Source organism: Enterobacter cloacae complex sp. HYC074_NIDB (assembly GCF_056673345.1).
Genome location: NZ_CP114214.1, coordinates 4,108,699 through 4,122,251, shown reverse-complemented (window position 1 = coordinate 4,122,251; position 13,553 = coordinate 4,108,699). Strand labels below are relative to the sequence as shown.

Sequence of the window (13,553 nt, the reverse complement as noted above, 5' to 3'; positions counted from 1 at the left end):
TGACACTATATAGGTTTTCTTACCCTGTCTGGCCGGAAGGCGCGGCGGTGCGCCTGCCAGCAGTTCGGGGCGTTATTTTGCGAGATTGGTCGCGGTATCGAGGTGAACGACCGGATTATCGGCAAAAAGATAGCGGTCAGCGTTAAATTCAAAGTCATCACTTGTTTCATTAAACAGCATCTGTTTGGTGTTCTCCAGATGCTGCCACATTGCCAGTTTCGCCGCATGCGGATCTTTACGAATCAGGGCTTTAAGAATCTGGTCGTGATCGTCACACCAGTTATCTACCGTGCGGGAATCAATGTGATCGTGCAATTTCTTCCAGTACGGGTTGTGAACGCGCTGAGTCCACATTTTTTCAACGATTGCCGCCAGCGCCGTGTTCTGAGTCGCAAGGGCGACCTGGACGTGGAATTGCAGGTCCCATTCAGAATCGCGGAAACATTTTTCTTTACGTGCGTGATCCTGGATTTCCATCAGCTTCATGATGTCCTGCTTGGTCACCTGCGTCGCAGCAAATTCCGCAATGTTGCTTTCAATCAGCTGGCGAGCCTGGAGAAGCTCAAACGGACCGTAGCTGGCAAATTCCAGACTTTCGTCCGGGGTGGGGGAGTGTTTCGCCTGGCTGGAAATCACATGAATGCCGGAACCTTTGCGTACCTCAACATACCCTTCCACTTCCAGCATGATGATGGCTTCGCGGACCACCGTGCGGCTGACGCTTTTTTCATCCGCAATGAAACGCTCAGCGGGAAGTTTATCACCGACAAGATAGACCCCTTGCTCGATGCGATCTTTCAGCTCGGCGGCAAGTTGTTGATATAAACGACGTGATTCGGTGATTTCCATATGCGCTCCAGGCAGGGTACGGCGAATGATTTGTTATACCACTTTTGCGTGCCAGTCTCCAGATTTCGCCATCAAAAAAGCCGCCCGGAGGCGGCTTTTGCGTCGTTCTTGCCGGGTGGCGCTACGCTTACCCGACCTACTATTTTATTGGATTTTGTAGGCCGGGTAAGGCGGAGCCGCCACCCGGCAAAACAACGCTAACTCTGCGTCGCCGGTCCCCCGAGGGACTCTTTCGCAAGTTCATCTGCGGATTTGCTTTTCAGCACCGTCCAGATAACCACCGCACCCAACAGGTCGAAGACAGCCAGTACCGCGAACAGTGGGCTGAAACCAATCGTATCCGCCAGCGCGCCGACCACCAGCGCAAACAGGGTACTTGCGGTCCAGGCGGCCATCCCGGTCAGGCCGTTGGCGGTGGCGACTTCGTTACGACCAAACACGTCGGACGAGAGCGTAATCAGCGCACCGGACAGAGACTGGTGAGCAAAGCCCCCGATACACAGCAGGGCGATAGCCACGTAAGGGCTGGTGAACAGGCCGATCATACCCGGGCCGATCATCAGCAGGGCGCCCATGGTGACCACCATCTTACGGGACACAATCAGGTTCACGCCAAACCAGCGCTGGAACAGCGGTGGCAGGTAGCCGCCGACGATACAGCCCAGGTCTGCAAACAGCATTGGCATCCAGGCGAACATCGCGATCTCTTTCAGGTTAAAGCCGTACACTTTAAACATGAACAGTGGGATCCAGGCGTTAAACGTACCCCAGGCCGGTTCTGCCAGGAAGCGTGGCAGGGCGATACCCCAGAACTGACGGGTGCCCAGGATCTGCCAGACGGACATCTTTTTGCCGTTGTCGGTCTGATGCTGGGATTCCTGACCATTAATAATGTAGTCACGTTCTTCGTCAGACAGCTTTTTCTGGTCGCGCGGGTGTTTATAGAAAATCAGCCACGCCATGGCCCAGGCAAAGCTCAGCACACCGGAGATGATGAACGCCATCTGCCAGCTGTGCATCATAATCGCCCACACCACCAGTGGCGGAGCAATCATCGCCCCGATGGAGGAGCCCACGTTGAAGTAACCGACAGCGATAGAACGCTCTTTTGCCGGGAACCATTCAGAGCTGGCTTTCAGACCCGCGGGGATCATCGCCGCTTCGGCAGCACCTACCGCACCACGCGCCAGCGCCAGTCCGCCCCAGCTGCCGGCCAGCGCGGTCGCCCCACAGAAGACGGCCCAGGCTACAGCGAAGAAGGCATAACCAATTTTTGTACCCAGAATATCAAGAACATAACCTGCAACAGGCTGCATTACGGTGTAAGCGGCAGAGTAAGCCGCAATGATGTAAGAGTATTGCTGCGTGGAGATATGTAACTCTTCCATCAACGTTGGCGCCGCTGCTGCCACGGTGTTACGTGTCAGGTAGCCCAGCACGGTGCCGAGCGTCACCAGTGCGATCATGTACCAACGTAACCCTTTAATTTTACGCATGTAAAACCTCATCGTTATGTTATTTCCGTGTCGGGACACGGCAACAACTCAACCGTTGCCGGGAGCTGTTCTGTAACGGGAGGGGCGTAACCGGGAACCTGTCCCGGAACGGCCCGAACCTTGCCATTAGTAATCGTGCTAAGTCGGCTTCCGTACCGTTAAATCCGATGTATCAAACACCGGTAATGCATTCCGTCGGCTTATAGTTTGCGACGGCGAAAAGATAACTTGTCATACAACTTTAAAAGGTGAGTGACATCACAAAAGTGTGAATCTTTGTAGGGACATTATGCGGCACGCGCAAAGCCAGAACTGGCGCGGCCTGGGAGAGGGTTTACCCCTTTGAGGGTAATTTATTTGTCGACGTTTATTGATCTAACTCACGAAAAAAACGTCGGACTCTGGAAATTGGTGTGATAACTTTGCAGCATCTGAACATAAGCTTTCTGACGCTCCCGTAATGAGGAAGACGATAATGACACCGTTTATGACCGACGATTTTCTGTTAGATACCGAATTTGCTCGCCGCCTGTACCACGACTACGCAAAAGACCAGCCGATTTTCGACTACCACTGCCATTTACCGCCGCAGCAGGTTGCCGAAAATTACCGTTTCAAAAACCTGTATGATATCTGGCTGAAGGGTGACCACTATAAGTGGCGCGCAATGCGCACCAACGGCGTGGCCGAGCGCCTGTGTACCGGCGACGCGACCGATCGCGAGAAGTTTGACGCCTGGGCCGCTACTGTTCCCCACACCATCGGTAACCCGTTATACCACTGGACGCACCTCGAACTGCGTCGTCCGTTTGGTATCACCGGCAAGCTGCTCTCTCCCGCCACGGCGGATGAAATCTGGGATCAGTGCAACGACCTGCTGGCGCAGGATAGCTTCTCGGCGCGCGGCATCATGAAGCAGATGAACGTGAAGATGGTGGGCACCACCGACGATCCTGTCGACTCTCTGGAGCACCACGCGGTTGTCGCGAAGGACAGCACGTTTGACATCAAAGTGCTGCCAAGCTGGCGCCCGGATAAAGCCTTCAACATCGAGCTGCCGACCTTTAACGACTACATGGCGAAGCTGGCGGAAGTGTCTGACACCGATATCCGTCGCTTTGGCGATCTGCAAACCGCGCTGACCAAGCGTCTGGATCACTTTGCCGCACACGGCTGTAAAGTGTCTGACCACGCGCTGGACGTAGTGCTGTTCGCGGAATCCAGCGAAGCTGAGCTGGACAGCATTCTGGCGCGTCGTCTCTCCGGCGAAGCCCTGAGTGAGCACGAAGTGGCGCAGTTTAAAACGGCGGTACTGGTATTCCTCGGTGCGGAATATGCCCGCCGCGGCTGGGTTCAGCAGTATCACATCGGCGCGCTGCGTAATAACAACCAGCGTCAGTTCAAACTGCTGGGCGCGGACGTGGGCTTTGACTCCATCAACGACCGTCCGATGGCGGAAGAGCTGTCAAAACTGCTGAGCAAACAGAACGAGCAAAACCTGCTGCCAAAAACCATCCTTTACTGCCTGAACCCACGCGATAACGAAGTGCTGGGCACCATGATCGGCAACTTCCAGGGCGAAGGGATGCCGGGCAAGATGCAGTTCGGTTCCGGCTGGTGGTTTAACGATCAGAAAGACGGCATGGAGCGTCAGATGACGCAGCTGGCGCAGCTCGGCCTGCTGAGCCGCTTCGTTGGCATGCTGACCGACAGCCGCAGTTTCCTCTCCTATACCCGCCATGAATATTTCCGCCGCATTCTGTGCCAGATGATCGGCCGCTGGGTGCACGCGGGCGAAGCGCCAGCGGATATCCAGCTGCTGGGCGAAATGGTGAGAAACATCTGCTTTAACAATGCGCGTGACTACTTCGCCATTGAACTGAACTAAGGCCGTTTGAGGTTGATATGCAATACATCAAAATCCATTCGCTGGATAACGTTGCCGTCGCGCTGGCCGATTTAGCCGAAGGGACGGAAGTGACCTTCGACAACCAGTCGGTGACGTTACGCCAGGCCATTGGACGTGGACATAAGTTTGCCCTGATCCCCATCGCGAAAGGGGAGAACGTGGTGAAGTACGGTTTGCCCATCGGTCATGCGCTGGCGGATATTGCGCCGGGTGAATACATTCATTCCCACAATACCCGCACCAATCTCAGCGATCTGGACGAGTACAGCTATCAACCTGACTTCCAGGCAGAAGAAGGACAGGCGGCCGATCGTGAGGTGCAGATCTACCGCCGCGCCAGCGGCGAGGTGGGGATCCGCAATGAACTGTGGATCCTCCCGACCGTCGGCTGCGTGAACGGGATCGCGCGTCAAATTCAGACGCGTTTCCTGAAAGAGACTAACAATGCTGAAGGCACCGACGGCGTGCATCTGTTCAGCCACACCTATGGTTGTTCCCAGCTGGGCGACGACCACATCAATACCCGCACCATGCTGCAAAATATGGTGCGCCACCCGAACGCGGGGGCGGTGCTGGTGATTGGCCTCGGCTGTGAAAACAATCAGGTTGACGCCTTCCGCGATACGCTGGGCGAGTTCGATCCTGAGCGCGTGCACTTTATGGTGTGTCAGCACCAGGACGACGAAGTGGAAGCGGGCGTTGAACAACTGCACCAGCTGTACGAGGTGATGCGTCACGACAAGCGCGAGCCGGGCAAGCTGAGCGAACTGAAGTTTGGCCTGGAGTGCGGCGGGTCTGACGGGCTTTCCGGCATTACCGCTAACCCGATGCTGGGCCGCTTCTCGGATTACGTGATTGCCAACGGCGGCACCACGGTGCTGACCGAAGTGCCGGAGATGTTCGGCGCAGAGCGCATTCTGATGAGCCACTGTCGCGACGAAGAGACGTTTGAGAAGACCGTCACCATGGTGAACGACTTCAAACAGTACTTCATTGCCCACAATCAGCCGATTTACGAGAACCCGTCGCCGGGGAACAAGGCGGGCGGAATCACCACGCTGGAGGAGAAATCCCTCGGCTGCACCCAGAAAGCGGGGGCCAGCCAGGTGGTGGACGTTCTGCGCTACGGCGAACGCCTGAAAACCCACGGCCTGAACCTGCTGAGCGCACCGGGTAACGATGCGGTCGCCACCAGCGCGCTGGCGGGGGCGGGCTGCCATATGGTGCTGTTCAGTACCGGCCGCGGTACGCCGTACGGCGGGTTTGTGCCGACGGTTAAAATTGCCACCAACAGCGAGCTGGCGGCAAAGAAAAAGCACTGGATCGATTTCGACGCAGGGCAGCTGATCCACGGCAAAGCGATGCCGCAGCTGCTGAGCGAGTTCGTGGACGCTATCGCAGAGTTCGCCAGCGGCAGGCAGACCTGTAACGAGAAGAACGACTTCCGCGAGCTGGCGATTTTTAAGAGTGGTGTGACGCTGTAAGCTGGGTGCGGGCTGGTGCCCTCACCCCAACCCTCCCCACAGGGAGAGGGTGCAAACACTAAAAACGGCAACACATGTTGCCGTTTTGCATTTACCTTGTAGGCCCGGTAAGGCGTAGCCGCCACCGGGCTTTTCTTTTTAACTGCGCAGGGCGTTCTTCGCTAAACGCGCATCTTCCGCCTGACAGGCTGCGGCGGTAAACAGCACGTCGGTAGAGGAGTTCAGCGCAGTCTCGCAGGAATCCTGCAATACGCCGATAATGAAGCCGACCGCGACAACCTGCATGGCAATCTCGTTCGGGATACCGAACATGTTACAGGCCAGCGGGATCAGCAGCAGCGATCCGCCCGCCACGCCGGATGCGCCACAGGCACACAGTGATGCAACGACGCTCAGCAGCAGCGCGGTTGGCAGATCCACCGGAATACCCAGCGTATGCACCGCCGCCAGCGTCAGCACGGTGATGGTGATCGCCGCACCCGCCATGTTCACGGTCGCACCCAGCGGGATCGACACGGAATAGGTATCGCGATCCAGGTTCAGCTTCTCCGCCAGCGCCATGTTGACCGGAATGTTCGCCGCCGAGCTGCGGGTAAAGAAGGCATACACGCCGCTCTCGCGCAGGCAAGTCAGCACCAGCGGATACGGGTTGCGGCGGATCTGCCAGAACACCAGCAGCGGGTTGATCACCAGCGCCACCAGCAGCATACAGCCGACCAGGACGACCAGCAGCTGCGCGTAGCCCCACAGTGCGTCGAAACCGGTAGTGGCCAGCGTCGAAGAAACCAGACCAAAGATACCGACTGGTGCAAAGCGAATCACCAGCTTCACCATGAAAGTCACGGCATTGGACAAATCGTTGACCAGGTTTTTCGTGGTCTCGTTGCCATGACGCAGCGCGAAGCCCAGACCAATCGCCCAGACCAGGATGCCAATGTAGTTTCCGCTCATCAGTGCGGTGATGGGGTTAGAGACCATGCTCATCAGCAGGCCGCGAAGGACTTCCACAATCCCGGACGGCGGGGTGATATCACCGGCCGCGCTGGTCAGGTGCAGCGTGGACGGGAACAGGAAGCTAAACACAACGGCCGTTAAGGCAGCAGAGAAGGTTCCCAGCAGATACAGGAACAGAATAGGGCGAATGTTGGTTTTTTGTCCGTGCTGGTGGTTGGCAATCGACGCCATCACCAGCATCAGCACCAGTACCGGGGCGACGGCCTTCAGGGCGCCCACAAACAGCGTCCCGAGCAGCCCCGTGGCCTCCGCGGCAGGTTTCGACACCATGGCCAGCAGAATACCCAGTACCAACCCGACCAGAATTTGTTTTACAAGACTGCCCTGCGCCAGGCGCGCGAACAGACCGCGTGATTGTGTGCTCATACGTTATTCCTGAGTGAAATTGCGTTCCATCCTGGATGTGCTCTAAGTCACATTTATTTCCGGATGTAAGTAAATGTTTGCCTGGTCGAGTATAGGGAATACGTGAAAGGAGGGAAGCGTAAAATGCTGGATTTTACGTGTTGCGTCATGTTTTTTAACTATTGGTTAACGAAAGCGCCGGGTAGCGCTACGCTTACCCGGCCTGCATTGCATTTCCCCCTCTCCCTGTGGGAGAGGGTTGGGGTGAGGGCATCAGCCCGCACCGAACGTTGCACTAAACCTGCTGCTTCTTATCGTGCTGGCGGTTAACCCAGGTATTGATAATCAGCGTCACCAGCAGAATGCCAAACACCACGCCGAGCGAAATGGCGATCGGGATATGGTAGAAATCGACGATCAGCATCTTGATACCGATAAACACCAGAATCACCGACAGGCCGTACTTCAGCATTGAGAAGCGCTCTGCCGCGCCTGCCAGCAGGAAGTACATCGCACGCAGGCCGAGGATGGCGAACAGATTCGAGGTCAGAACGATGAACGGGTCGGTGGTAACTGCGAAGATAGCCGGGATACTGTCCACCGCGAAAATCACGTCGCTCAGCTCGACCAGAATCAGCACCAGCAGCAGCGGGGTGGCGAACAGCAGGCCGTTCTTACGCACGAAGAAATGCTCGCTCTCGATCTTGTCCGTCATGCGCAGATGACCCCGGAACCACTTCACCAACGGCTTATCACCGATACCGGTATCGTCTTCTTTCGCCAGCGCCATTTTGACCCCGGTGAACAGCAGGAACGCACCAAATACATACAACAGCCATTCGAACTGGGTAATCAGCCAGCTACCGGCGAAGATCATGATGGTACGCAGGACAATAGCGCCCAGAACGCCGTACACCAGCACGCGGCGTTGCAGAGCCGCAGGCACGGCGAAGTAACTGAACAGCATCAGCCAGACGAAGACGTTATCAACCGCCAGTGCTTTTTCAATCAGATAGCCGGTGAGGAAGGCGAGTGCCTGAGGATCGGCCACCGCGCGGCCTTCGGTTGAGGCCAGATACCACCAGAAGGCGGCGCAGAAAAGAAGTGAGAGGGTAACCCATACCAGCGACCAGACGGCGGCTTGCTTGACGCTCATGCCGTGTTCGCCGCGACGACCCTGCAAAAAGAGGTCGATCGCCAGCATGATGAGCACGACAACCGCGAATCCGCCCCACAGCATTGGAGTGCCGACAGAATGCATACTATTTTCCTTACACATAAAAAACAAAAACGGCTATGGTCAGAAGACGATAGCCGTTAGCTTTTTATGCATAGACCTCGCCTTCCGGCAAGGTCTCACTTACAACCTCGAAGGTTGCCCGGCGACCGGATGCGGTTTTGCACGCATCGTAATGACGATCCACCGGCGAAGAAGTTACTCCCCTTTGCAGGTAACAAATTATGTCAGACCATCGGTTTCGTCAATGGTCTGCACGATTTCATTACACAGCTTTACGCGACGGCTTCCACATTCACGCCGTCTGCGGGGAAAATCACGCCAGTCTGTCGGCGGATCTCCGTTTGCAGCTTCGCCGTGGTGCGGCTGATTGCCAGCCCCGGGTGGTTCACTTCGTTGTCTTCTACCAGACGGGCGAAGACCTCTGCCTCATAGAGCATAGTGTTAATATGCTGAGGCTGCGTCAGCTCCTGCGCTTTGCCGCCGCGGGGAACGATGCTTAGCTTCTGGCATTCGGAGATTTTTTCGATCACCAGCGAGCCGTCTTCGCCCTGAATTTCGCTTGGCAGTACGGAGTCACTGACCTTCGAGTGCTGCAACGTCACGCTGAAATCACCGTAGTCCAGCACCACAACGCCATGTGCATCCACGCCGCTCTCCAGCAGGCTGGCGGTGGCCGTTACGCCGTGCGGTTCACCCCACAGGGCGACCGCAGAGGCCAGGCAGTAAAAACCGATATCCATAATCGAGCCATTCGAGAAGGCCGGGTTAAAGGTGTTCGGGTTTTCGCCGTCCAGGTAGCGCTGGTAGCGCGAGGAATACTGACAGTAGTTGATAAAGGCTTTACGCACTTTGCCAATTTTCGGCAGGGACTGCTGCAACAGCAGGAAGTTCGGCAGGCTGGCGGTTTTGAACGCTTCAAACAGCACCACCTGGTTTTCCCGGGCAAGCGCAATGGCGGCTTCCACTTCCTCAATATTCGAGGCCAGCGGCTTCTCGCAAATCACGTGTTTTTTGTGGCTGAGGAACAGCTTCGTTTGCGGGAAATGCAGAGAATTCGGGCTGGCAATATAGACCGCGTCAATGGCGTCGCTTTGCGCCATCTCATCGAGCGAGGTGAACAGATGTTCAACCAGGTAGTCATTCGCAAAACTCTGCGCCTGCTCAAGGCTGCGGGAATAGACTGCGGTGAGCTTATATTTGCCGGTTTCGTGGGCGGCGTCGACGAACTGGCGCGTGATCCAGTTCGTACCGATGACTGCGAAACGTATCATAAACGTTTACGTACTCCGTAGCAGGGAACTTAAAACCACTGTAGCACGTCATCATGACATTTCGCGTGCGCTACTGCGCATTACTCTTTAACGATAAATGCGTCAGCCACAGCCGGGTATCAAACTCCAGCTGGTGGTACTGTGGCTCCATGTGGCAGCACAGGGAATAGAAGGCTTTGTCGTGCTCTTTCTCTTTCAGGTGCGCCAGCTCGTGCACCACGATCATCCGCAGAAAGGCTTCCGGCGCATTGCGAAAGACGGTCGCGACGCGGATCTCCGCTTTAGCCTTCAGCTTGCCGCCCTGCACGCGGGAGATGGCGGTATGCAGGCCGAGCGCGTTTTTCAGCACATGGATCTTATTGTCGTACATCACCTTGTTGATCGGCGGGGCGCTCTTAAGATACTGGTTTTTCAGATCCTGCGTATACTGCCAGAGGGCTTTGTCAGTCGCGAAATCATGCGTGCCCGGGTAGCGTTTTTCCAGCACCGCACCGAGCTTTCCCGCGGCAATCAGGTCACGAACCTGGGAAAGTAAATGCTCCGGATAGCCCTGGAGATAAGTCAGCTGGTTCATCAAAACCCCAAAATAGTGTGAAAACGGGTATACTCACGCACCCTTTTCAGGGATACGCCAAATTTTACCATTCAGGAGGGCCGATGAGCCACTTAGACAACGGTTTCCGTTCACTCAACCTTAAACGTTTCCCGGAAACGGACGACGTGAACCCGCTTCAGGCGTGGGAAGCGGCGGATGAATATCTGCTGCAACAGTTGGATGAGACTGAAATCAGCGGCCCGGTTCTGATCCTGAATGACGCGTTTGGCGCGCTGGCCTGCGCGCTGGCGGAACATGCGCCTTACAGTATCGGCGATTCTTACTTAAGCGAACTGGCGACGCGTGAAAACCTGCGCCATAACGACATCGAAGAGTCCAGCGTGAAGTTCCTCGACAGCACCGCGGACTACCCGCAGGCGCCGGGCGTGGTGCTGATTAAGGTGCCAAAAACCATGGCGCTGCTGGAGCAGCAGCTGCGCGCGCTGCGTAAAGTCGTCACGCCAGAAACCCGCATTATCGCGGGTGCCAAAGCGCGCGATATTCACACCTCGACGCTGGAGCTGTTCGAGAAGGTCCTCGGCCCGACCACCACGACGCTTGCCTGGAAAAAAGCACGCCTGATCAACTGCACCTTCAGCGCACCGGCGCTGGCCGACGCGCCAGAAACGCTGAGCTGGAAACTGGAAGGTACCGACTGGACCATCCACAACCACGCGAACGTCTTTTCCCGTACCGGTCTGGATATCGGGGCGCGTTTCTTTATGGAACATCTGCCGGAAAATCTTGAGGGTGAGATTGTCGACCTGGGCTGCGGCAATGGCGTGATTGGCCTGACGCTGCTGGCGAAGAACCCGGAGGCCAGCGTGGTGTTCAGCGACGAATCGCCAATGGCGGTGGCCTCCAGCCGTCTGAACGTGGAAACTAACCTGCCTGAAGCGCTGGATCGCTGCGAGTTTATGATCAATAACGCGCTGTCGGGCGTAGAGCCTTTCCGCTTCAACGCGGTATTCTGTAACCCGCCGTTCCACCAGAAGCACGCCCTGACGGATAACGTCGCGTGGGAGATGTTCCACCACGCGCGCCGCTGCCTGAAAATCAACGGCGAGCTGTATATCGTGGCGAACCGCCACCTGGACTACTTCCACAAGCTGAAGAAGATTTTCGGCAACTGCGTCACCATTGCCACCAATAACAAATTCGTGGTGCTGAAAGCGGTGAAGCTGGGGCGTCGTCGCTAAATAACCAGTGCAAGCTGGGTGCCCTGCGCAATCGCCCGCCGCGCATCCAGCTCCATCGCCACGTCGCACCCGCCGATCAAATACACCGTTTTACCCGCTTCGCGCAGCGGATCGGCCAGATCGCGCTTTGGCTCCTGTCCGGCGCACAAAATCACATGATCCACGCGCAGCAGCTGCGGTTCACCACCGATCAGCACATGCAGCCCGTCGTCGTCGATCTTCTGGTAGCTCACCGCCGGGATCATCTTCACCCCGCGCGAGAGCAGGGTGGCGCGGTGGATCCAGCCAGTGGTTTTGCCCAGCCCTTCACCCGGCTTGCTGGCCTTACGCTGGAGCATCACGATCTGACGCGGGCTTTTCGGCAGCTGCGGCCCTTCCGGGCGTAAACCGCCGGACTGACTGAGACTGGTATCAATGCCCCATTCCACGCAGAACTCAGCGATGTTCTGGCTGGTGGCTTCGCCCGGCTGGCTTAAATACATCGCGGTATCAAAACCGATCCCGCCGCAGCCGATAATCGCCACCTTCTCGCCAACCGGTGCTTTGTCGCGCAGCACGTCCAGATAGCTCAATACCTTCGGATGATCGATACCCTCGATCGCAGGGGTGCGCGGGGCGATCCCACTCGCGAGGATCACCTCGTCGAAACCGATCAGATCCGCCGCGCTGACAAACTGGTTAAGCCGCAGCTCGACGCCCGTCAGCTCGATCATCCGGCGGTAATAGCGCAGCGTTTCGTAGAACTCCTCTTTGCCGGGGATCTGTCTGGCGATAGTAAATTGCCCGCCGATCTCCGCCAGCGCATCAAACAGCGTCACGCCGTGCCCGCGTGAGGCGGCATTCACCGCAAACGCCAGTCCAGCGGGGCCAGCGCCCACCACGGCCAGGCGTTTTTTATTGACCGTCGTAACCACCGGCATTTTGGTTTCATGGCAGGCGCGGGGGTTCACCAGGCATGAGGTGACTTTGCCAGCGAAGATTTGATCCAGACAGGCCTGGTTACAGCCGATGCAGGTGTTGATCTCATCCGCACGGCCGCTTTGCGCTTTGGAGAGCAGTTCGGCATCCGCAAGGAACGGACGCGCCATCGAGACCATATCGGCGTCGCCGCGGGAGATCACATCGTCCGCCACCTGCGGGTCGTTAATGCGGTTAGTGGTCACCAGCGGAACGGAGACTTTGCCTTTCAGCTTGCGCGTTACCCAGCTGAACGCCGCACGCGGCACCGGCGTGGCGATGGTGGGGATGCGCGCTTCGTGCCAGCCAATCCCGGTGTTGATAATGGTGGCACCGGCGGCTTCAATTGCCTGCGCCAGCTGCACGGTTTCGTCGAAGGTGCCGCCGCCTTCCACCAGGTCGAGCATCGACAGGCGGAAGATGATAATAAAATCCGCACCCGCACGTTCACGCACCGCGCGCACCACCTCCACGGCAAAACGCATGCGGCGGGCATAGTCGCCACCCCATTCGTCGTCGCGCTGGTTGGTGCGTGCGGCGAGAAATTCGTTAATCAGATATCCTTCAGAGCCCATCACCTCCACGCCGTCGTAGCCTGCTTCCCTTGCCAGCGCGGCGCAGCGGGCAAAATCGTCGATCAGCGCCAGGATCTCGTCGTGGCTAAGGGCGTGAGGAGTAAAGCGGTTAATCGGCGCCTGAATAGCCGAGGGGGCAACCAGGTTCGGTTGATAGCTGTAGCGCCCGGTATGCAGAATTTGCAGGGCGATTTTGCCGCCCTCGCGGTGGACCGCGTCGGTCACAATGCGGTGGTGCGACAGTTGTGACGCATCATTCAACACCGCGCCGCCCTCCATCGTCACCCCGGAAGGGGAAGGGGCTACGCCGCCGGTGACAATCAGCGCCACCCCGTGGCGCGCGCGTTCGGCATAGAAGGCTGCCAGACGTTCAGCCCCGTCCGGACGCTCCTCCAGCCCGGTGTGCATTGAGCCCATCAGCACGCGGTTTTTGAGGGTGATGAACCCCAGATCGAGAGGGGCGAATAACGACGGGTAGCGGCTCATAGTCTCTTCCAGTGTAAAATTATTGTTATGTGGTCGGATGAGTTACTAATTTAGCCAGCGGGGAGTAAAAGGGAAAAGGGGAATGCAGTGAATGTGATGGGATTCAAATATTGGTGTGGCCTGATGCCCTCAC

The 13,553-nt window shown here is 57.1% G+C and carries 10 protein-coding genes; 3 read left to right on the top strand and 7 right to left on the bottom strand.

Going from position 1 to position 13,553, the window contains the following annotated elements; all coding sequences use genetic code 11:
• Positions 1-72: 72 nt before the first annotated feature.
• Both exuR and O1724_RS20010 read right to left on the bottom strand, forming a co-directional pair.
• The gene (exuR, locus tag O1724_RS20015) at positions 73-849 is read right to left on the bottom strand and encodes a transcriptional regulator ExuR (RefSeq protein ID WP_003862635.1); all 777 of its coding nucleotides are present in this window, start codon (positions 847-849) and stop codon (positions 73-75) included.
• Positions 850-1,046: 197 nt separating this feature from the next.
• Entirely contained in the window at positions 1,047-2,345 is a 1,299-nt protein-coding gene (locus O1724_RS20010) for an MFS transporter (protein ID WP_126297278.1), read from the bottom strand.
• Positions 2,346-2,820: 475 nt separating this feature from the next.
• On the opposite strand from O1724_RS20010, the gene uxaC reads away from it, so the two are divergent.
• A complete protein-coding gene (uxaC, locus tag O1724_RS20005) occupies positions 2,821-4,233 on the top strand; it encodes a glucuronate isomerase (protein ID WP_023323772.1) in 1,413 nt (470 codons plus the stop codon).
• 17 nt (positions 4,234-4,250) lie between these two features.
• Positions 4,251-5,738 carry a UxaA family hydrolase gene (locus O1724_RS20000; RefSeq protein ID WP_003862630.1) on the top strand — a complete coding sequence of 496 codons (1,488 nt, stop codon included), beginning with the start codon at positions 4,251-4,253 and terminating at the stop codon, positions 5,736-5,738.
• 138 nt (positions 5,739-5,876) lie between these two features.
• Here the strand turns inward: O1724_RS20000 and sstT are convergent, their stop codons facing one another.
• The 4 genes from sstT to O1724_RS19980 form a co-directional block, all read right to left on the bottom strand.
• A complete protein-coding gene (sstT, locus tag O1724_RS19995) occupies positions 5,877-7,118 on the bottom strand; it encodes a serine/threonine transporter SstT (RefSeq protein ID WP_003862628.1) in 1,242 nt (413 codons plus the stop codon).
• A 274-nt stretch (positions 7,119-7,392) separates the two neighbouring features.
• Entirely contained in the window at positions 7,393-8,358 is a 966-nt protein-coding gene (locus O1724_RS19990; protein ID WP_003862625.1) for a TerC family protein, read from the bottom strand.
• A 251-nt stretch (positions 8,359-8,609) separates the two neighbouring features.
• Complete coding sequence (locus tag O1724_RS19985) at positions 8,610-9,608, bottom strand: Gfo/Idh/MocA family protein (protein ID WP_003862623.1); 999 nt, start codon at positions 9,606-9,608, stop codon at positions 8,610-8,612.
• A 70-nt stretch (positions 9,609-9,678) separates the two neighbouring features.
• Positions 9,679-10,182, bottom strand: a complete 504-nt coding sequence (locus tag O1724_RS19980) for a YgjP-like metallopeptidase domain-containing protein (RefSeq protein WP_003862622.1) — start codon at positions 10,180-10,182, stop codon at positions 9,679-9,681.
• An 83-nt stretch (positions 10,183-10,265) separates the two neighbouring features.
• On the opposite strand from O1724_RS19980, the gene rlmG reads away from it, so the two are divergent.
• Positions 10,266-11,402 (top strand): 23S rRNA (guanine(1835)-N(2))-methyltransferase RlmG, encoded by a 1,137-nt coding sequence (rlmG, locus tag O1724_RS19975; protein WP_045332921.1) that lies wholly within the window; start codon positions 10,266-10,268, stop codon positions 11,400-11,402.
• Here rlmG and O1724_RS19970 read toward each other — a convergent pair.
• Positions 11,399-13,420, bottom strand: coding sequence for an NADPH-dependent 2,4-dienoyl-CoA reductase (locus O1724_RS19970; protein WP_126297277.1), 2,022 nt, complete (start codon positions 13,418-13,420; stop codon positions 11,399-11,401). The two genes, rlmG and O1724_RS19970, sit on opposite strands and share 4 nt — an antisense overlap.
• Positions 13,421-13,553 lie beyond the last annotated feature (133 nt).